The sequence below is a fragment of the Petropleomorpha daqingensis genome (assembly GCF_013408985.1).
Lineage (GTDB): Bacteria > Actinomycetota > Actinomycetes > Mycobacteriales > Geodermatophilaceae > Petropleomorpha > Petropleomorpha daqingensis.
This window is the reverse complement of the sequence record NZ_JACBZT010000001.1, coordinates 2,233,861-2,251,524: the sequence shown is the minus strand read 5'-3', so window position 1 is coordinate 2,251,524 and position 17,664 is coordinate 2,233,861. Positions and strand designations below refer to the sequence as shown.

Genomic DNA, 17,664 nt, shown 5'->3' with positions numbered 1-17,664 from the left:
CATGGCACAGGGCACCGGTCCGATCCGCGAGGCGCGCAGCATCGGACGGGCGGTGGTCACCGGCGGCGCCGGGTTCCTGGGGTCGCACCTGTGCGAGCACCTGCTCGACCGGGGCGTCGAGGTGGTCTGCCTCGACAACTTCCTCACCGGCTCCCCGCAGAACGTGCGGCACCTCATGGAGCGGCCCGGCTTCCGGCTGATCCGCTGCGACGTCACCGACTTCGTCCACGTGCCCGGCCCGGTGGACCTGGTGCTGCACTTCGCCTCGCCGGCCAGCCCGCTCGACTACCTGAAGATGCCGATCGAGACGCTCAAGGTCGGCAGCCTCGGCACCCTGCACACCCTCGGGCTGGCCAACGACAAGGGCGCCCGGTACGTGCTCGCCTCGACCTCCGAGGTCTACGGCGACCCGCTGCAGCACCCGCAGGACGAGGACTACTGGGGCAACGTCAACCCGGTCGGCCCGCGTGGGGTCTACGACGAGGCCAAGCGGTTCAGCGAGGCCATGACCACCGCGTACCGCACGTACAAGGGCACCGACACCGGCATCGTGCGGATCTTCAACACCTACGGTCCGCGGATGCGCCCGGACGACGGCCGGGCCATCCCCGCCTTCATCGGCCAGGCGCTGTCCGGTCGCCCGCTGACGGTGGCCGGCGACGGCTCGCAGACCCGCTCGATCTGCTACGTCGACGACACGGTGCGCGGCATCCTGGCGATGGCGTTCTCCGCCGAAGCGGGGCCGATCAACATCGGCAACCCCGACGAGCTGTCCGTGCTCCGGCTCGCCGAGTGGATCACGGAGCTGACCGGTTCGGCGTCGCCCATCGAGTTCATCGACCTGCCGGTGGACGACCCGAAGGTGCGCCGTCCCGACAGCACCCGCGCCGAGACGCGGCTGGGCTGGCGGCCCTCGGTCTCCTCGGAGGAGGGGCTGCGGCGCACGGTGGCCTGGTTCGCCGAGGAGCTCGGCGGGAGGTCCGTCGCGGCGGGCTGACCTGGGACGGCGCCACGGGCGGGGCAGGCCCGTTAGTCTGTGGGGCCGGCGCGCTCGGGGGGAGCGGAACGCTGACCCCGACGACTGAGAGCGAGCATGGGCCGACACGCCGCCCCGAAGAGCCCGGAGCACCCGCCGACCCACCATTCCACGTCCGGCCGCCGCCTCGATCCGCGCGTGCTCCTGGCCGGGCTCGCCGTCCTCGTCGTGGCCGCCGGCGGGATCGTGTGGTGGACCGTGGCGTCGGCCGGTGGCTGCGACCCCACCCGGACCGTGCGGGTCACCGTCGCCCCGGAGATCGGCGACCTGGCGAGGTCGCTGCTGTCCGGACCGCAGCAGCTCGACGACGGCAGCTGCGCGCAGGCCGAGGTGACGACGCAGGAGCCGCTGCAGACCGTGGGCGACCTGGGCGCGCTGCAGGCCTCGGCGCTGCCCGAGGTGTGGGTGCCGGACTCGTCGCTGTGGCTGGCCCGGGCGCCGGAGGGCGGGGCCGTCACCGCCGACGGTGCGCTGGCCAGCTCCCCGGTGGTCGTGGCCACGAGCCGCGCCGCGGTCGACCAGCTGGGCTGGACCGGCTCGCCGCCGTCCTGGCCGCAGGCGTTCGGCACCCAGCAGCCGGTGTCGATCCCCGACATCGCCCAGAGCGCGGAGGCGGTCTCGGCGCTGGGCGCCGTCCGGGCCGGGCTGGGTGGCGGCGAGGACGCCGACAACGCGATCGTCGAGGCCGTCCTGGCGGCCGCGCGCGGGCCGGTGACCACCGCGGAGGACGCGCTGGCCGCCGGGAGCAAGGGCGATGTCGACGCGCCGCTGGTCCCGGTCAGCGAGCAGCAGGTCTACGCGACGACGACCGCCGCGGACTCCTCGCAGCTCGTCGCGGTGTACCCGAGCGACGGGTCGCCGTACCTGGACTACCCGGTCGTGCGGGTCGGCTCGCCGTCCGGGGAGCGGTCGGCCGCGGTCGACGCCGTCGTCGCGCGGCTGACCTCCCGGGCCGCGCACGAGAAGGCGCGCGCCGCCGGCTTCCGCACCCCGGACGGCGCCGCCCCGCCGCACGCCACGGACGCCGGGTTGCGCGCCGACGCCCCGCAGCCGATCGCGCTCGACCCCGCCGACGTCCGCACGCTGCTGGCGCGGCTGTCCAGCCTGGTCGCGCCGTCGCGGATCCTCGCCGTCTTCGACGTCTCGACGTCGATGGAGGCGCCGGTGGGCGACGGCACCCGGGTGACCCTCGCCCGCGACGCGGCGAAGAGCGCGCTCACGCTGATCCCCGACGCCTCGGCGATCGGCCTGTGGGACTTCGCCTACCACCTCGACGGCGACAAGGACTACGCCGAGCTCGTGCCGACCCGGCGGCTGGACGCCGACGTCGAGGGCCAGTCGCAGCGCCACACGCTGTCGGCGCAGCTGGACACGCTGCCCGACCGGCTCACGCCGGGTGGGACCGGGCTGTACGACACGACGCTGGCCGCGGTCCGCGCGGCCCAGGCCGACTACAACCCCGACGCCGTCAACAGCGTCCTCGTGGTCACCGACGGGACGGACGACGACGACCAGAGCATCGGGCTGCAGGGGCTGCTGGACACGCTGCGCAGCGAGGCCAACCCCGACCGGCCGGTGAAGGTGATCGGCGTGGCCCTGGGGCCGGACGCGGACCTCGACGTGCTCCAGCAGATCGCCGAGGTCACCGGCGGTGCGGCCTACTCGGCCAAGGACCCGACCGACCTGCAGGACGTCCTCTTCGACGCGCTGCGCCAGCGGCAGTAGCTACGCGATCTCGGGCGCCAGCCGGGTCAGCACGGTGTCGACGACGCCGCCGAGCTGCGCCAGCTGCCCCGGTTCCAGGACGTCGGCGAAGAACCGGCGCACGGTCGCGACATGGCCGGGCGCCGTCGCCACGACCTTGGCGTAGCCGTCGTCGGTGAGCGTCGCGTTGGTGAACCGGCCGTCCTCCGGGCAGGCGCTGCGGACCACCCAGCCGCGGTTCTCCAGGCGCTTGACCCCGTGCGAGAGACGGGACAGCGAGCCGTTGGTCAGCACGGCGAGCCGGCTCATCCGCACGGTGCGGTCGGGGGCCTCGGACAGCCCGGCGAGCACCATGTACTCGAACCAGCTGATGCCCGCGTCGCGTTGGAGCTGGGCGTCCAGCTCCTGCGGCAGGCGGACGAGGACGACGGACAGCCGCAGCCACACGTCGAGCTCCTCGGCGCTCAGCCAGCGCGGTTCCTCCGTGGTCACGGGCTCATCGTACCGATGACTTGACGCTTCAACTCAGCTCTGCTTCGGTACTGACTTGAAGGTTCAAGTCACAACCCTCGGAGGCCCTCATGCCCCGCATCGCCGTCGTCGTCGGCACCACCCGCCCGGGCCGCAATGCCGAGGCCGTCGCCCGCTGGGTCCACGGACTGGCCGCCGCTCGTGGGGACGCCGAGTTCGAGCTGCTCGACATCGAGGAGTTCGACCTGCCGTTGCTCGACGAGCCGCTGCCGCCGTCGCTGGGCCGCTACACCCGGCCGCACACCCACGCGTGGAGCGAGGCCGTGGCCCGTTTCGACGGGTTCGTCTTCGTCACGCCCGAGTACAACCACGGCATCCCCGGGTCGCTGAAGAACGCGATCGACTTCCTCAACACCGAGTGGGCGAACAAGGCGGCGGGCTTCGTGGGCTACGGCGCCGCGGGCGGCAGCCGCGCGGTCGAGCAGCTGCGGCTGGTGCTCGCCGAGCTCCGGGTGGCGACCGTGCGGGCCGGCGTCTACCTGAGCATGTTCACCGACTTCGAGAACTTCACCGAGTTCACGCCGGGCAGCCACCAGGTGCAGTTCCTCGAGCAGACGCTCGACCAGGTCGTGGAGTGGGCGTCCGCGCTGGCGCCGCTGCGCGCCGAGACCGAGTCCGGCGCCGCCGCCTGATCCCTGCCCCGCAGGTCCTGGTGCTCTGCCCCGCCGGACGGGGCAGAGCACTAGCGCGGGCGCAGGAGCACATCGAGGGCGTCGGTCACCTCGTCGACGGCAACCTTCGCCAGCGCCGGGTCCAGTTCCAGCCCCCAGGGGTCGCCGGTGCCGTCGCCGTGCCAGAGGACCACGTGCTGCGGTCGGGACGGCGGTCCCCACAGCGCCGGCGACACCGGCCCGAACAGCACGACCGACGGCCGCCGGTACGCCGTCGCCAGGTGCGCGACGCCGGTGTCGCCGCACACCACCACGCGGGCGGCAGCGACGACGGCGGCGAGCTCGAGGGACGTCGTGCGCCCCGCCAGGACGGCGTCCTCCCCCAGCCCCGCCTGCGACGCCACGGCGCGGGCGAGCGGCTCCTCGGCCGGCCCGCCGGTGATCCGCACGTCGTGCCCGGCGTCGGCGAGGTGCCGGGCGACCGCGGCGAACCGCGAGGGCGGCCACCGCCGGCCCGGGTACGCCGCGCCGGGGTGCACGACCGCCGCGTCGCGCACCGGCGGGGGCACGGCCGGGATCGCGAGGTCGAGGGCGTCGGGGTCGGCCGGCACGCCGAGCCCCTCGGCGACCAGCCGGCACCAGCGGCGGACCTCGTGCTCGTCGGGCCGCCAGACCGGGCCGGGGTAGCCGGGGCCGGCGAACGTGAGCAGCCGCTCGGGGTGCAGCTGGTCGACGATGACGTGCGAGGCCGGGCCCTTGCCGTGCAGGTCCACCGCGAGCTCGGGCGGCGGCCGGTCCCAGTCGAGCGGTTCCAGCTCGCCGGCGGGCAGCACCTCGTCGACGGCGTCGATCAGCGCGGCGAGCGGCTCGAGCGCCGGCGTCGTCGCCAGGATCAGGTGGTGGTCGGGCACCGCCGCGCGGATCGCGCGCAGAGCCGGCACCCCGGTGAGCAGGTCCCCCAGCCCGAGGGGGCGCAGGACGACGGCGGTCTTCACACGCGGGAGCGCTCGACCAGCGCGGTCGTCGAGTGCCCGTCCAGGTAGGGCAGGACGACGGCCTGCCCACCCCAGCGCCGCAGCACCGCCGCCTCGGGCAGGTCGGCGCCGGCGTAGTCGCCGCCCTTGGCCCAGACGTCGGGGCGCAGCCGGTCCAGCACCGCGGCCGGGGTGTCCTCCTCGAAGACGACGACCGCCTCGACGAACTCCAGCGCCTCGAGCACCCGCGCCCGGTCGGTCGCGGTGACCAGCGGCCGCGACGGCCCCTTGAGCCGGCGCACCGAGTCGTCGGAGTTGATGCAGACGACCAGGCAGTCGCCGAGCCCGCGGGCGGCCCGCAGCGTGGCGACGTGTCCCGGGTGCAGCAGGTCGAAGCAGCCTCCGGTGGCGACGACGGTGCCGCCGGCCGCCCGCACCCGCGCGAGCAGCGCGTCCACCGACGAGTCGGCGACGACGTTCGGCTCGTCGACCGCGGCGTCCCAGGCCGAGGCCCCGCCGCGCGCGACGAACGCCGACGCCGCGGCCACCGCGGCGGCCACCGCCTCGCCGGTCACCGCGCCGTCGGCCAGCGCCAGCGCGGCCGCGGCGGCGAACGAGTCGCCCGCGCCGCACGGGTCTCCCCCGGTCACCGGCACGGCCGGCACCACCATCGGCGCGCCCTCGCCGTAGGACAGCAGCGCACCCCTCGAGCCCAGCGTCACCGCGACCGCGGCGACGCCCCAGGACCGGATCAGCGCCTCCGCTCGGACCCCGACCGCGGCCAGTCCGTCGCCGTCGGCCGGGCACCCCGCCGCGGCGGCGACCCGAGCGGCCTCCGCGCCGTTCGGGGTCACGAGCCGGGCGTTGGGCACCGGGTCGGCGCCGCGCGGGTGCGGATCCCAGACGACCGGCCCACCGGCAGCGGCCAGGGCCGCCCGCACGTCGGGCGCCGCCGTCGTCCCCCGGCCGTAGTCGGCCACGAGCACCGCACCCGCCGTCCGGATCACCTCGGCAGCCTCGGCCGGCAGCGCACCGACCGTCGCGACCGGGGAACCGGTGTCCAGCCGGACGACGGAGTGGTCGCCCACCCGCACCCGCTGCTTGACCGCGGTGCCGCCGGACGAGGGGATCGCCACCAGCCGCACCCGGCCGTCGAGCAGCGCCCGAAGTCGCGACGCGCCCTCGTCGGTGTCGATCGGCGCGACCAGCACGACCTCGCGCCTGGGGCGTCCCGAAGGAGACAGAGCGGCGATCACCGCGGCGATCACCGCGGCCAGCGCCGCGCCGCCGGGCCGCTCGCGGCGTTCGACGTCCTCGACGACCGGCACCGGCGCGTCCGGGGTCAGCCGCGACGCCGTCCCTACCAGGTCGACGTCGAGCAGCGCGTCGCCGACCACCACCAACGGCCTCACCGCGCCACCCCCAGCCGGGACACCGGCACCCGGGCCGGCTCGGCGAGCACGGCCGCGTCGAAGGCGGCGCAGACCAGGTGCAGCGCGACCAGGTGGCACTCCTGCACGCTCGCCGTCCACGGGGAGTCGACGCAGATCGCCTCGTCGGCCGCGGCGGCCAACGGGTTCGGCGCCGGGCCGGTCATCGCGAGCACGGTGATCCCGCACTCCCGTGCCCGGCGGGCGGCGGCGACCGCGTTCGGCGAACGGCCGGAGGTGGACATCAGCACCAGCAGGTCGCCGGCCCGCCCGTGCGCCTCGACCTGCCGGGCGAACAGCTCGTCGGCCGGGTAGTCGTTGGCGATCGCGGTCAGCGACGACGTCTCGGCGGTCAGGCAGATCGCCGAGAAGGGCGGCCGGTCGGCGCGGTAGCGGCCGACCAGCTCCGCGGTCAGGTGCTGCGCCTGCGCCGCACTGCCGCCGTTGCCGGCCGCGAGCAGCCGCCCGCGCCCCTCACCGCAGAGCACGTCGGCGAGCAGCCGGCCCCACCGGTCGACCACGTCGAGCTGCGCGTCCAGCGACCGCAGCGCCGCCGACAGCGAGGCCAGGTGATCGGCCCCGGTGAGGTGGGTGCACGCGTCGGGCGAGGGCACCTCGGCGGCGGTGTTCTCGAAGAACGAGTGGGGTGCCGCGCTCACCGGGCCACCTCCGCCAGCCGCGGCGCGGCCAGCACCTGCCGGTAGACGGCCTCGGTGTCGGCGACCACCCGGCTCCAGCGGTAGCGGGCCTGCGCCCGCTTTCCGCCGGCCGCGCCGTACGCGGCGCGGCGGCCGTCGTCGGCGAGCAGCGCCGCGACCACCTCGCCCAGCCGCTGCGGGTCGCGTGCCGGGACGAGGTCGCCGGTCACCCCCTCGGCGACGCTGTCGACCAGGCCGCCGACCGCGGTGGCCACGACCGGCCGGCCGCAGGCCATCGCCTCGAGCGGGGTGATGCCGAACGGCTCGTACCAGGGGACGGCCAGGACGACGTCGGCCGAGCGGATCCAGGCGGGCACGTCGCTGCGCGGGACCGACCCGGTGAACACCAGCCGGTCGGCGACGCCGAGCTCGGCGGCGACCGCCCGCAGCCGGCCGACGAACGGGTCGTCGTCCAGCTCGGCGGTCGGCGGGCCGCCGACGACGACCAGCTCCGCCTCGGGGATCCGGGTCAGCGCCCGGACGGCGTCCTCGTGCCCCTTGCGCTCGACCAGCCGGCCGAGCACGAGCAGCCGCGGCCGATCGGACCGTGCGGCCACCGGCCCGCGAGGTGTGAACACCGACGTGTCCACGCCGCACGGCACGATCGAGGCGCGGTCGCGGGTCAGGCCCAGCCGGCGCAGCTCGAACACCTCGTCGGAGCAGGTCGCCACGACGTGCGCCACGGTGCGGCACAGCGAGCGCTCCAGGTCGATCCGCTGCGGCGGCGAGGGGTCGGCGGGGCCCTGGTGCCGGCGCTTGACCGAACCGAGTGCGTGGAACGTCTGCAGCACGGGGATCTGCCCGGCGGCGGCGACCGAGGCGAGCCCGCTCATCCAGAAGTGCGCGTGCACCAGGTCCGGCGGGTGCTCGGCCCACGTGCGGCGCAGGAACGACGCGAACTCCGGCATGTGCCGCAGCAGCTCGTCCTTGGGCAGCACCGCGGGCGGGCCGGCCGGCACGTGCACCACGTTGCAGCCGTCCTGCGTCACGACGCGCTCGGGCAACGCCTCGTCGTCCCGGCGGGTGAACACCGTGACGTCGTGCCCGCGCCTGGCCAGGCCGGCGGCGAGCGCCGCGACGTGCACGTTCTGACCGCCGGCGTCCACGCCGCCGATCGCGGCCAGCGGGCTCGCGTGCTCGGAGACCAGGTCGATCTTCACCGCGTCACCTCCTCCAGAAGGGCATCCCAATCGCGGAGGAACCGGGCAAGCCCGTACCGCTCCAGCGCGGCGGCGCGGGCCGCCTTGCCGGCCAGCCGGGCGGCGTCCTCGTCGTGCAGGAAGTGCGCCAGCGCCGTCGCCAGCCGCTCCGGATCGGTCGAGAGCACGCCGGCGTCCGCCGGCACCGCCTCGACGGCCTCGGTGGTGGCCAGCGCGACCACCGGCATCCCGAGGTGCATCGCCTCGAGCAGCGAGAGCCCGAGGGAGGTCCAGCGGATCGGGTGCACGTAGACCCGGCGGCGGGCGAGCTCGGCGTGCATCGCGGCCTGCGGCGGGTCCTCGTGCAGCGCGACCCGCTCGGGGTCGAGGCCGTACGCCTCGTGCAGCCCGGTCAGGCCCATCCCGAAGACGTCGAGCGGCGCGGCGTCGGCGAACGACGACAGCAGGTCGGCGCCGACGTGGCGGCCGCGGCGGACCGGCTCGTTGACGACGACGCCCGCCCGGGCCAGCTCGCCGCTGTAGCGCTCCCCCGGGTCGACGATGCCGTGCTCGATCACCGTCGTCGGTGCCCGGCCGTTGTCGTAGAAGGTCCGGTTGAAGTGGGTGACGTGCGCGACCGGGATGTCGTCGCGGTCGGCCAGCGGGTGCCGCGTGTTCGGCACGCCGCCGTCGGGCGCGTTGTGCTCGAGGAAGACGGCGGGCAGGTCGCGGCCGGGTTCGCGGCCGACCCACTCGCGGACCAGCTCGAGGTCGCGCAGCCGCTGGAGGACGACGACGTCGACGTCCTCGTCGCGCAGCTGCGCCGGCGTCACCTCGCGGGCGGACGACGGCCAGTTCCACGTGCGGGCGCGGCCGAGGCCGTCGGGACCGCGATCGGGAGTGACCGGGATCAGGTACTCGTGGCCGCCCTCGACGAAGGCCGTCGTCCACGAGCCGTGCACGTGCCAGAGCAGGACCTTCACGTGCTCACCAGTTTCTCGACGGCAGCGACCACGTCGGCCGGGCTCACCGACGACAGGCAGGGGTGGCCGGGCACCGGGCACTCGCGGGCCCGGGTTCCGGCGCACGGCGCGCGCTGGTCGCCCAGCAGGACGGTGGGGACGCCGTAGGGCGCCCACCGCTCGGCCGGGACGACCGGGGAGAACAGCGACACGACGGGGGTGCCGACCGCGGCGGCCAGGTGCGCCGGGCCGGTGTTGCCGACCACGACGGCGGCGGCGCCGTCGAGCAGCGCGGCCATCTCGGCGAAGGACGCCGACCCGCCGAGATCGACGCCACGCCGGCCGGCGACGAACGCCGTCAGCTCGCGCTCGGCCGGACCGCCGGTGACGAGCACCCGGTGCCCCGCGTCGGCGAGGGCCTCGACCGCCTCGGCGCAGTGCGCGGCCGGCCACGCGCGCGCGGGCACCGAGGCGCCGGGGTGCAGCACGACGGAGCCGGGCTCGTGCGCGACCGGGGGCAGGGGCCGGCGCACCGCCAACCGCCCGTCGTCCCCGGGAGGGAGGTCGAAGCCGGCCGCGCGGGCCAGCGACAGCGCCCGTTCGGGCTCGGGGAGGTCGTCGTCCACGGTGTGCCGGACGTCGAGCAGCGAGCCGGGGTAGTCGACGCCGATCGCGGCGATCCGCGGAACGCCGGCCGTGCGCAGCAGGAGCGCGAGCGGCAGCGGCGACTGGTGGAACGACGTGGCGACGACGGCGACGTCGGGCGACAGCGCGCGGACCCGCTCGGTCAGCCGCGCGAGGTCGGCCGTGTCGACCGGCGGCGGGTCACCGAGGATCCAGGGGCACGCCCAGGTCCAGACCTCGTCGACGCCGGGCAGCAGCTCGGCCGCCGCGGCCCCGGCGGGACCGGCCAGGAACACCACGCGCTCGGCGCCGGCCGCGACCGCCCGCACCAGGGGTCCCTGGAGGAGCACGTCACCTGCGTTGTCGAGTCGGGCGATGAGGGCTGTTCGAACCACTACCACCTGCCCGTCAGCACGTTCTCGATGCCGACGGCCAGTGTCTTGACCGAACGGGTCGCCGCGGCGACCTCCGACTTCCTGGTGACCGGCGTCGGCACGAGGATGCCGACCGCTCCGGCCGCGGAGGCGGCGTCCACGTCCGCCCCGATGTCACCGATCACCACGCACCGCGCCGGGTCGACGCCGAGCTCCGCGCAGGCGTCCTTGACCATGCCGGGGGCCGGCTTGCGGCAGGCGCAGCCGTCGTCCGGACCGTGCGGGCAGTACCTGATGACGTCGAACGGGCCGAGCAGCTCGGCGAGCCGGGCGTTGCAGGCCTCGACCTGCTCGGTCGTGATCAGCCTGCGCGCGACGCCGGACTGGTTGCTGACGACGCCGACCCGCACACCGCGGGCCCGCAGCCGGTCCAGCGCCTCGCGGGCGCCGTCGACCGGCCGCACCCAGTCGGGGTCGCCGTTGTACGGGAAGTCGTGGACCAGCGTGCCGTCGCGGTCGAAGAGGACCAGGTCGGGCAGACCGCGCCACGTCTGCACGCCGCGGTGCTGCACGACGCCCTTCAGCCAGTGCCAGGTGGCGAGCGGAGGGATCGCCGCGCTGGTCAGAGCCATCGTCGTCACTTCTGCGCGGGTGCGGGGTCCGGATGCGATCCGCCGCCAGGCGAACTCGGCCGTGCCGGCCAGCCACGCGCCCGCGGCGAGCGCAGCGGCACGGGGCGTGCGCGCCGCGGCGAACGCGACCGCCGCCACGGCCGCAGCGGTGATCGCCGTGTGCTGGGGCCGGCGGCCGAGCGCGGCGTCGGCCCGCCGGCGCCAGTCCGGGCCGTGCAGCCGCCGCATGAGCACGTCGTCGGCGTTGCCGGCCTGCACGCGCAGGCTGATCCAGCGGTCGACCGGGCGGACCGGGTGGGTGATCCGGCGCCGTCCGCGGACCAGCCGGGCGCCGGTGTCCATCACGCGCAGGGCGAGATCGGAGTCCTCGCGGAAGGCACGGGGGAAGCGCTCGTCGAACCCGCCGACGCGGGCCAGCGCGGTCCGGCGGTAGGCGAGGTCGGCGGTGATCCAGCTGCTGGTGGCCAGGCCGGCGGTGCCGCGCTCCCAGTCGGTGGGCCTGCGGTCCTCCGGCAGCGGCACGTGGACCCGGCCCTGGCTGCCGGCGACGTCACCGGGCAGGCCGTCGAGGTCCTCGGCGAGCCGCTCGTACCAGTCGGGGTCGGGGACGACGTCGTCGTCGAGGAAGGCGATCCACTCGGTGCGGGCGGTGCGCCAGCCGAGGTTGCGGGCGCGGGCCGGGCCGCCGCCACCGGTGCGGACGACGCGCACGGGGGGCAGCCCGTCGCGGGCCACGTCCAGGGGCTTTCCGGCGGGCCGGTCGTCGACGACGAGCAGTTCCGCCGGGCGGGGGCCGGTCGCCGTCGCGAGGGCGTCGAGCAGCACGTCGAGGCTCGGCCGGCCGATGGTCGGCACGACGACGGTGCACTGCACGGACACCGTGGCCCCCTATCCGGACGGGAGCGGCCGAAACGCTACGGGCTTGAAGTTTCCCGAGGGTTGGCGTGCGGGCTACCCGTCCCCACCAGGGAGGAACCGGCGGCGCGGCGTGGCGGTGACGCTGCGGTCAGCGCCGGGTGCGGGCCGCCGCCGAGACCCGGGCGAGCGCGTCGGTCACGACCGGGGCGTCGTCCCCGAGCAGCGTCAGCAGGTGGGCGACGAGGTCGTCGTGCGTGTGCGCGGCGGCCGCGAACCGCTCCCGGCCGACCGGCGTCAGCCGGGCGTGCAGCAGCCGCCGGTCCTCCTGCGAACGCTCCCGCACGACGAGCCCGTCGGCGACCAACCGGTTGATCGTGCTGGTGACCGCCGCCCGGGACATCCCCAGCGCGTCGGCGACCTCACCCATGCTGGCCCGCTCCCCCGGCGCCTCGGCGATCCGGCGCAGCGCCTCGAAGCCCGTGAGCGAGACCCCGTGCCGGTGGTGCAGCGCCGAGTCGACGCGGTGGCTGATCCGGTCGTGGACCTGGACGATCCGCAGCCACGTCTCCGCAGGGAGAGGTCCCATCCCCGGCAGTCCGGCCGTGTCGCGGGGAACGCCTCGCGGCGGCGCGTCCCGCGGGGAGGTCACCGGCTCATCGTCCCTCGTGCCGACGCCGGGCGCTCAGGCGGACGGCGTGTCCCGCCGGCGGGTGGCGACGAACGCGAACCCGCCCGCGACGCCGGCCAGCGAGACGCCGGCGGCGATCAGCGCCCAGTCCGGCGGCCGGTTCACCGGCGCGACCGGCTGCGAGGCCGCGGCCGGCCGGACCTGCAGGTCGCCGCGCTGGGGCCCGCGGTCGCCGGAGGACGCCGGCACCGTCGCCGGGGCGTCGGTGACCCCGGCCAGGGACGGCGCGATCGCCGCGCAGTCCTCCTGCGCGGGTCGCGTGAAGCTGTAGTCCTGGAGCTCGTCGGTGAAGGTCGCGCCCGAGCCGTCCCGCGCGGTGAAGACCAGCCGGCTGTCGATGGTCTCGCCCCAGTCGACGTCCCCGGTGTGCAGCAGGACCGTCTCGCCGGGGGCGAGGTCGGCGGAGTCCTCGCCGTCCGGCTGGCGGGTGCTGGCCAGGACGACGGTGTACGGGACCGTGCCGTCGACCACGCGGATCTCCACCCCGCCCGGGTGGCAGCTCGGCCCCGACACGACGGCGTAGTCCGGCCGGGCCGGATCGTCGGCGGCCGCGGCGGACGGCGCGAACGCGATCCCGATCAACGCGAACCCTGCGGCAAGCGGTGCCACCCGGCGCACAACTCTAGGCGTCGGCCTTCCCGGCACGGCGTCTCCCTCGAACCTGCCGGAGACCCTGCCCTGCGATTGCGTGCTCCCCCAGATCCCGGCCGTGTCATTCTCACCTGGGTGTGACGGAAAGTCGCCCCCCTGTCACAGGCCAGCGGGCGTGTCGCGCGGCGTGTCGGCAAATAGTTCGCCTGGCTACGGTGACGCCGTGGACTCAGCAGCGGGAACCGGGCGCCGTCGGCAGAACGAGGTCTACCGGGCCGGCGTGTACGGCCGGCACCCGCGGGTGCCGACGACGGCCCGCGGCCTGCAGCGGCTGGCGAAGCGGAAGCTGAACCCGCGCGCCTACTCCTACGTGGCCGGCGGTGCCGGCGACGAGGCCACGCAGCGGGCCAACCGGGCCGCCTTCGACAAGTGGGCCGTCGTCCCCCGCGTGCTGCGCGACGCGAGCGACCGCGACACCTCGATCGAGCTGTTCGGACGACGGCTGCCCGCGCCGCTGCTGCTCGGCCCCGTCGGCGCCCTCGAGCTGGTGGACGGCGAGGCCGACCTCGCCGTCGCCCGGGCCGCGGCCGCGGCCGGCGTGCCGATGGTCTTCTCCAACCAGGCCTCGGTGCCGATGGAGACCTGCGCCGCGGCGATGGGTGACTCACCGCGCTGGTTCCAGCTGTACTGGTCGACCTCCGACGAGCTGGTGGAGAGCCTGCTGCAGCGCGCCGAAGCGGCCGGCTGCGACGCGGTCGCGGTCACCCTCGACACGACGATGCTGGGCTGGCGGCCCCGCGACCTCGACCTGGGCCACCTGCCGTTCGCGCTGGGCAAGGGCATCGCGCAGTACACCTCCGACCCGGTGTTCCGCCGGTTGGTCGAGCGGCGGGTGGCCGACACCGCCGACCAGCCGCGCGAGCCGCAGCCGCTGCCCACGCCGTCCGCCGTCCGGGCGCTGGTCGGGATGGCGCGGGCCTGGCCGGGACCGCTGCTGGCCAACCTGCGCTCGCCGCTGCCTCGGGCCGCCGTCGAGACCTTCCTCGGCATCTACTCGCGGCCGTCGATCTCGTGGTCGGACCTCGCCTGGCTGCGCTCGAGGACCCGGCTGCCGATCGTGCTCAAGGGCATCCTGCACCCGGACGACGCCCGCCGGGCCCTGGACGAGGGCGTCGACGGGATCGTGGTGAGCACCCACGGCGGCCGGCAGGTGGACCGCTCGATCGCCGCCCTCGACGCGCTGCCCGACGTCCTCGCCGCGGTCGACGACCGGGCGCCGGTGCTGATCGACAGCGGGATCCGCAGCGGCGCCGACGTCTTCACCGCGGTGGCGCTGGGGGCGCGGGCGGCGCTGCTCGGCCGGCCGTTCGCGTGGGGGCTGGCGCTGGCCGGGGAGGCCGGCGTCCGGCAGGTGGTCGAGGACGTGCTCGCCGAGTTCGACCTGACCCTCGGCCTGACCGGCCACACCCGCGTCGACCAGCTCTCCCCCGCCGTCCTCCGCCGCGTCTCCTGACAGCAGAAATCGCGACTTCTGCGGTGGACACGCCCGGGGACGACGACACGCCGACCGGGGGTTGACCCGCCTGCGTGACCCCGGTCACAGTGTGTGCGGGCGGGGGAAGCCGGCAGAGAGTGGCCACCGACTGCTCGGTGGACCGACCAACGCGGCCAGACCGTCAGGACCGGCCCCCCGCCCCACAAACGGCCCGTGTCACATCGGCACGGGCATTCGCGTCTCCTGGGCATGAGTGCACTCGCGCACAGCCGGAGCGGATCCGGCGCGCCCCTGGTCCTGCTGCATGCCCTCGGCCTCTCGCGGGCGTCCTGGGCGCCGGTCCTCCCGGCGCTCGCCGAGCACTTCGACGTCGTCGCGGTCGACCTGCCCGGGTTCGGCGACAGCCCGCCCCTGGCGGAGGAACCGAGCCCGAAGGCGCTGGCCGCCGCGGTCGCCGCGTTCCTCGACGAGCAAGGCCTCGCCGTGCCGCACGTCGTGGGCAACTCCCTCGGCGGCTGGGTGGCGCTGGAACTGGCGGCGCTGCGGCCGCTGGCCTCGCTGACGCTGCTCTCACCGGCCGGGATGTGGCCGGGCGACACCCCGCTGTACTGCCGGGTCAGCCTGCGCGGCTCCCGTTGGCTGTCGGTGCACGCGGGTGGCCTGCTGTCCCGCGCGGTCGACACCCGCGTCGGCCGCATCGCCGTCCTCGGGCAGACCCACGGCCGACCGACGCGGCTGAGCCCGGCCCAGGCGAAGGGCGCGCTGCGGGCCATGGCCACGGCGCCGGGCTTCGACGCCGTCCTCGCCGCCACCCTGCACCGGCACTACGCGGCCGACGCCCCCTTCACCGCCCCGGTGACCGTCGCCTTCGGGGACCGCGACCGGCTGCTGATCCGCCGTCGGTACCGCCGGCTCCACGAGCTGCCACCGGACCGACGCGTGGCCGACCTGCCTGGTTGCGGGCACGTCCCCATGGCCGACGACCCCGCAGCGGTGGCGGCGCTGGTGCTCGCCTCCGCCGGCCGGGGAGCGGTCGCGACCGGCTGACCGTTCGGCGCAGGATGGGACCAGCACCCCAGCGGAGGAGGGTCCCCATGGCCGATCTGTACGCCGACGTCCCGGGCGTGAGCCGCCCGGTCCCGACCGGCCTGTTCATCGCGGGCGAGTGGCGCCCGTCGTCGTCCGGCGCGACGTTCGACGTCCACGACCCGGCGGACGCCGGCGTCCTGGCCCAGGTCGCCGATGCGACCCAGGACGACACCGCCGCGGCGATGGACGCCGCCTACGCCGCGCTGCCCGAGTGGTCGGCGACCCCACCGCGCAAGCGCTCGGAGATCCTGCGCCGCGCCTTCGAGGCGATGCACGCGCGCGCCGACGACCTCGCGCTGCTCATGGTCCGCGAGAACGGCAAGGCGCTGACCGACGCCAAGGCCGAGCTGACCTACGCCGCGGAGTTCTTCCGGTGGTTCTCCGAGGAGGCGGTGCGCATCGACGGCGACTACCGGATCGCCCCGGCCGGCGGCACCCGCACCGTCGTCACCCGGCAGCCGGTCGGCGTCTGCCTGCTCATCACCCCGTGGAACTTCCCGGCGGCGATGCTCACCCGCAAGCTCGGACCGGCGCTGGCCGCCGGCTGCACGTCGCTGGTCAAGCCCGCCGGCGAGACACCGCTGACCGCGCTATTGCTGGCCGAGCTGCTGGCCGAGGCCGGCGTCCCGGACGGCGTGGTCAACCTGCTGCCGACGAGCAGGTCCAGCGACGTCAGCAAGGTCGCGATGAGCGACTCCCGGCTGCGCAAGATCAGCTTCACCGGGTCGACCGAGGTGGGCCGGGTGCTGCTCAAGCAGGCCGCCGACCAGGTGCTGGTCAGCTCGATGGAGCTGGGCGGCAACGCGCCGTTCGTCGTCTGCGCCGACGCCGACCTCGACGCGGCGGTCGAGGGCGCGATGCTGGCCAAGCTGCGCAACGGCGGCGAGGCGTGCACGGCGGCCAACCGCTTCTACGTCGAGGCGCCGGTCGCGGAGGAGTTCGGCCGGAAGCTGGCCGAGAAGATGGGCGCGATCAAGGTCGGCCGCGGCGACGAGGACGGCGTCGGGCTCGGTCCCCTGGTCAACGAGGACACCGTGGAGAAGGTGGAGCGGATCGTCCGCGAGACCGTCGCGGCCGGAGCCCGCACGGTGATCGGCGGCGAGCGCCCCGACGGCCCGGGCTGGTTCTACCCGCCGACCGTGCTGCTCGACGTCCCCGCCGGTTCGCCGGCCACCGAGGAGGAGATCTTCGGCCCGGTGGCGCCGATCGTGCCCTTCGAGACCGACGACGAGGTGCTGGCCAACGCCAACGGCACCGAGTACGGCCTGGTCGCCTACGTCTACACCGGCGACCTGGCCCGCGGACTGCGGCTGTCGGAGGCGCTGGAGTTCGGCATGGTCGGGCTCAACCGCGGCGTGGTCAGCGACCCGGCGGCGCCGTTCGGCGGGGTGAAGCAGTCGGGCATCGGCCGGGAGGGCGGTCACGAGGGGATCGCCGAATACCTGCAGGCGAAGTACATCTCCTTCCCGCTGTGAGGCACTGGACGCGGCTGCCGCGCGTTGGGCAGACCACGAACGGGCGAGAGGAGACACCGTGAACGGACAGGGACGCTGGGGCGGGCCACAGATCGACTTCGGCCGGCTCGAGGAGATGTTCGACGACTGGGTCCGGACGATGCGCGAGAACCGTCCCCACGGGTCGGTCTGGGCGCAGGCCACCCGGGCCGACCGCACCGCGCCGCGGGAGGACGCCGCCGACGGACCGAGCGCGAGCGAGGCCATCCTGGTCGACGAGTACCGGGACGGCGGCGTGCACGTGGTGCGTGCGGCCCTGCCGGGCATCGATCCCGATCAGGACGTCGAGCTGACCGCCGAGGACGGCGCGCTGCGCATCACGGTGAAGGAGCGCGCGCAGGACGGCCGCGACTACGTCCGGCGGGAGCTGCGCCGCAGTGCCTCCACCCGCACGCTGCCGCTGCCGGAGCGGGCGAAGCCGTCCGACATCTCGGCGACCTACCGCGACGGCGTCCTCGAGATCCGCATCCCGCTTGCCGAGCCTCCGGCCGCCGAGACGACCCGGATCACGGTCACCCGGGAGTAGTCCTCCCGACCGTGCTCGTGCCCTGCTTCCGCGACGGAGGCAGGGCACGAGCGCGTGGACGCTGCATCAGCAGCGCACGTCACGCATCGCAGTCGATACGGACGGATCCCGTCACAACGTTCCGGAACCCTGTCCAGCTGTAGCTCGGTTCGGCGCGCTACCGGTCACGGACGGTGATGACAGCACCG

At 75.5% G+C, this 17,664-nt stretch carries 17 protein-coding genes; 7 read left to right on the top strand and 10 right to left on the bottom strand.

What is annotated here, in order from left to right:
* The first annotated feature begins 1 nt into the window (after window position 1).
* Together GGQ55_RS11100 and GGQ55_RS11095 are read left to right on the top strand one after the other, a co-directional pair.
* On the top strand, window positions 2-997 hold the full coding sequence (locus GGQ55_RS11100) for a UDP-glucuronic acid decarboxylase family protein (RefSeq protein ID WP_179716676.1): 996 nt from the start codon (window positions 2-4) through the stop codon (window positions 995-997).
* A gap of 96 nt (window positions 998-1,093) precedes the next feature.
* Complete coding sequence (locus tag GGQ55_RS11095; RefSeq protein WP_179716675.1) at window positions 1,094-2,761, top strand: substrate-binding domain-containing protein; 1,668 nt, start codon at window positions 1,094-1,096, stop codon at window positions 2,759-2,761.
* Here the strand turns inward: GGQ55_RS11095 and GGQ55_RS11090 are convergent, their stop codons facing one another.
* On the bottom strand, window positions 2,762-3,232 hold the full coding sequence (locus GGQ55_RS11090; RefSeq protein ID WP_179716673.1) for a MarR family winged helix-turn-helix transcriptional regulator: 471 nt from the start codon (window positions 3,230-3,232) through the stop codon (window positions 2,762-2,764).
* Window positions 3,233-3,321: 89 nt separating this feature from the next.
* On the opposite strand from GGQ55_RS11090, the gene GGQ55_RS11085 reads away from it, so the two are divergent.
* Window positions 3,322-3,903, top strand: a complete 582-nt coding sequence (locus tag GGQ55_RS11085; protein WP_179716671.1) for an NADPH-dependent FMN reductase — start codon at window positions 3,322-3,324, stop codon at window positions 3,901-3,903.
* Window positions 3,904-3,953: 50 nt separating this feature from the next.
* On the opposite strand, the gene GGQ55_RS11080 is transcribed toward GGQ55_RS11085, so the two are convergent.
* From GGQ55_RS11080 to GGQ55_RS11040, 9 genes are all read right to left on the bottom strand, one after another.
* Window positions 3,954-4,877 carry a glycosyltransferase family 9 protein gene (locus tag GGQ55_RS11080; protein WP_179716669.1) on the bottom strand — a complete coding sequence of 308 codons (924 nt, stop codon included), beginning with the start codon at window positions 4,875-4,877 and terminating at the stop codon, window positions 3,954-3,956.
* A complete protein-coding gene (locus tag GGQ55_RS11075) occupies window positions 4,874-6,268 on the bottom strand; it encodes a PfkB family carbohydrate kinase (protein WP_179716667.1) in 1,395 nt (464 codons plus the stop codon). Before GGQ55_RS11075 ends, GGQ55_RS11080 begins: the two co-directional genes overlap by 4 nt.
* Window positions 6,265-6,945: a D-sedoheptulose-7-phosphate isomerase gene (locus tag GGQ55_RS11070; protein WP_366489054.1), complete on the bottom strand. Its 681-nt coding sequence runs from the start codon at window positions 6,943-6,945 to the stop codon at window positions 6,265-6,267. Before GGQ55_RS11070 ends, GGQ55_RS11075 begins: the two co-directional genes overlap by 4 nt.
* Window positions 6,942-8,144 carry a glycosyltransferase gene (locus tag GGQ55_RS11065; protein WP_179716665.1) on the bottom strand — a complete coding sequence of 401 codons (1,203 nt, stop codon included), beginning with the start codon at window positions 8,142-8,144 and terminating at the stop codon, window positions 6,942-6,944. The genes GGQ55_RS11070 and GGQ55_RS11065 overlap by 4 nt, the downstream gene beginning before the upstream one ends.
* Window positions 8,141-9,106 (bottom strand): glycosyltransferase, encoded by a 966-nt coding sequence (locus GGQ55_RS11060; RefSeq protein ID WP_179716663.1) that lies wholly within the window; start codon window positions 9,104-9,106, stop codon window positions 8,141-8,143. Before GGQ55_RS11060 ends, GGQ55_RS11065 begins: the two co-directional genes overlap by 4 nt.
* Window positions 9,103-10,059, bottom strand: a complete 957-nt coding sequence (locus GGQ55_RS11055) for a glycosyltransferase family 9 protein (RefSeq protein WP_366489053.1) — start codon at window positions 10,057-10,059, stop codon at window positions 9,103-9,105. The genes GGQ55_RS11060 and GGQ55_RS11055 overlap by 4 nt, the downstream gene beginning before the upstream one ends.
* A 44-nt stretch (window positions 10,060-10,103) precedes the next feature.
* Window positions 10,104-11,594 carry an HAD-IIIA family hydrolase gene (locus tag GGQ55_RS28365; RefSeq protein WP_179716661.1) on the bottom strand — a complete coding sequence of 497 codons (1,491 nt, stop codon included), beginning with the start codon at window positions 11,592-11,594 and terminating at the stop codon, window positions 10,104-10,106.
* 127 nt (window positions 11,595-11,721) lie between these two features.
* Window positions 11,722-12,159, bottom strand: a complete 438-nt coding sequence (locus GGQ55_RS11045) for a MarR family winged helix-turn-helix transcriptional regulator (RefSeq protein ID WP_179716659.1) — start codon at window positions 12,157-12,159, stop codon at window positions 11,722-11,724.
* A gap of 96 nt (window positions 12,160-12,255) precedes the next feature.
* Window positions 12,256-12,870, bottom strand: a complete 615-nt coding sequence (locus tag GGQ55_RS11040) for a hypothetical protein (protein ID WP_179716657.1) — start codon at window positions 12,868-12,870, stop codon at window positions 12,256-12,258.
* A 205-nt stretch (window positions 12,871-13,075) separates the two neighbouring features.
* Here GGQ55_RS11040 and GGQ55_RS11035 point away from each other — a divergent pair, with 205 nt between their 5' ends.
* From GGQ55_RS11035 to GGQ55_RS11020, 4 genes are all read left to right on the top strand, one after another.
* Window positions 13,076-14,365, top strand: a complete 1,290-nt coding sequence (locus tag GGQ55_RS11035) for an alpha-hydroxy-acid oxidizing protein (protein ID WP_179716656.1) — start codon at window positions 13,076-13,078, stop codon at window positions 14,363-14,365.
* Window positions 14,366-14,596: 231 nt separating this feature from the next.
* Window positions 14,597-15,394, top strand: coding sequence for an alpha/beta fold hydrolase (locus GGQ55_RS11030; protein WP_179716653.1), 798 nt, complete (start codon window positions 14,597-14,599; stop codon window positions 15,392-15,394).
* A gap of 47 nt (window positions 15,395-15,441) precedes the next feature.
* A complete protein-coding gene (locus tag GGQ55_RS11025) occupies window positions 15,442-16,911 on the top strand; it encodes an NAD-dependent succinate-semialdehyde dehydrogenase (protein WP_179716651.1) in 1,470 nt (489 codons plus the stop codon).
* A gap of 58 nt (window positions 16,912-16,969) precedes the next feature.
* Window positions 16,970-17,476 (top strand): Hsp20/alpha crystallin family protein, encoded by a 507-nt coding sequence (locus GGQ55_RS11020; protein WP_179716649.1) that lies wholly within the window; start codon window positions 16,970-16,972, stop codon window positions 17,474-17,476.
* Window positions 17,477-17,664: the final 188 nt, after the last annotated feature.

Excerpts from the sequence above, each read along its gene's own strand:
- GGQ55_RS11100 (WP_179716676.1), top strand. The coding sequence starts at position 2 with ATGGCACAGGGCACCGGTCCGATCCGCGAGGCGCGCAGCATCGGACGG.
- GGQ55_RS11095 (WP_179716675.1), top strand. The coding sequence starts at position 1,094 with ATGGGCCGACACGCCGCCCCGAAGAGCCCGGAGCACCCGCCGACCCAC.
- GGQ55_RS11085 (WP_179716671.1), top strand. The coding sequence starts at position 3,322 with ATGCCCCGCATCGCCGTCGTCGTCGGCACCACCCGCCCGGGCCGCAAT.
- GGQ55_RS11045 (WP_179716659.1), bottom strand. The coding sequence starts at position 12,159 with ATGGGACCTCTCCCTGCGGAGACGTGGCTGCGGATCGTCCAGGTCCAC.
- GGQ55_RS11030 (WP_179716653.1), top strand. The coding sequence starts at position 14,597 with ATGAGTGCACTCGCGCACAGCCGGAGCGGATCCGGCGCGCCCCTGGTC.
- GGQ55_RS11025 (WP_179716651.1), top strand. The coding sequence starts at position 15,442 with ATGGCCGATCTGTACGCCGACGTCCCGGGCGTGAGCCGCCCGGTCCCG.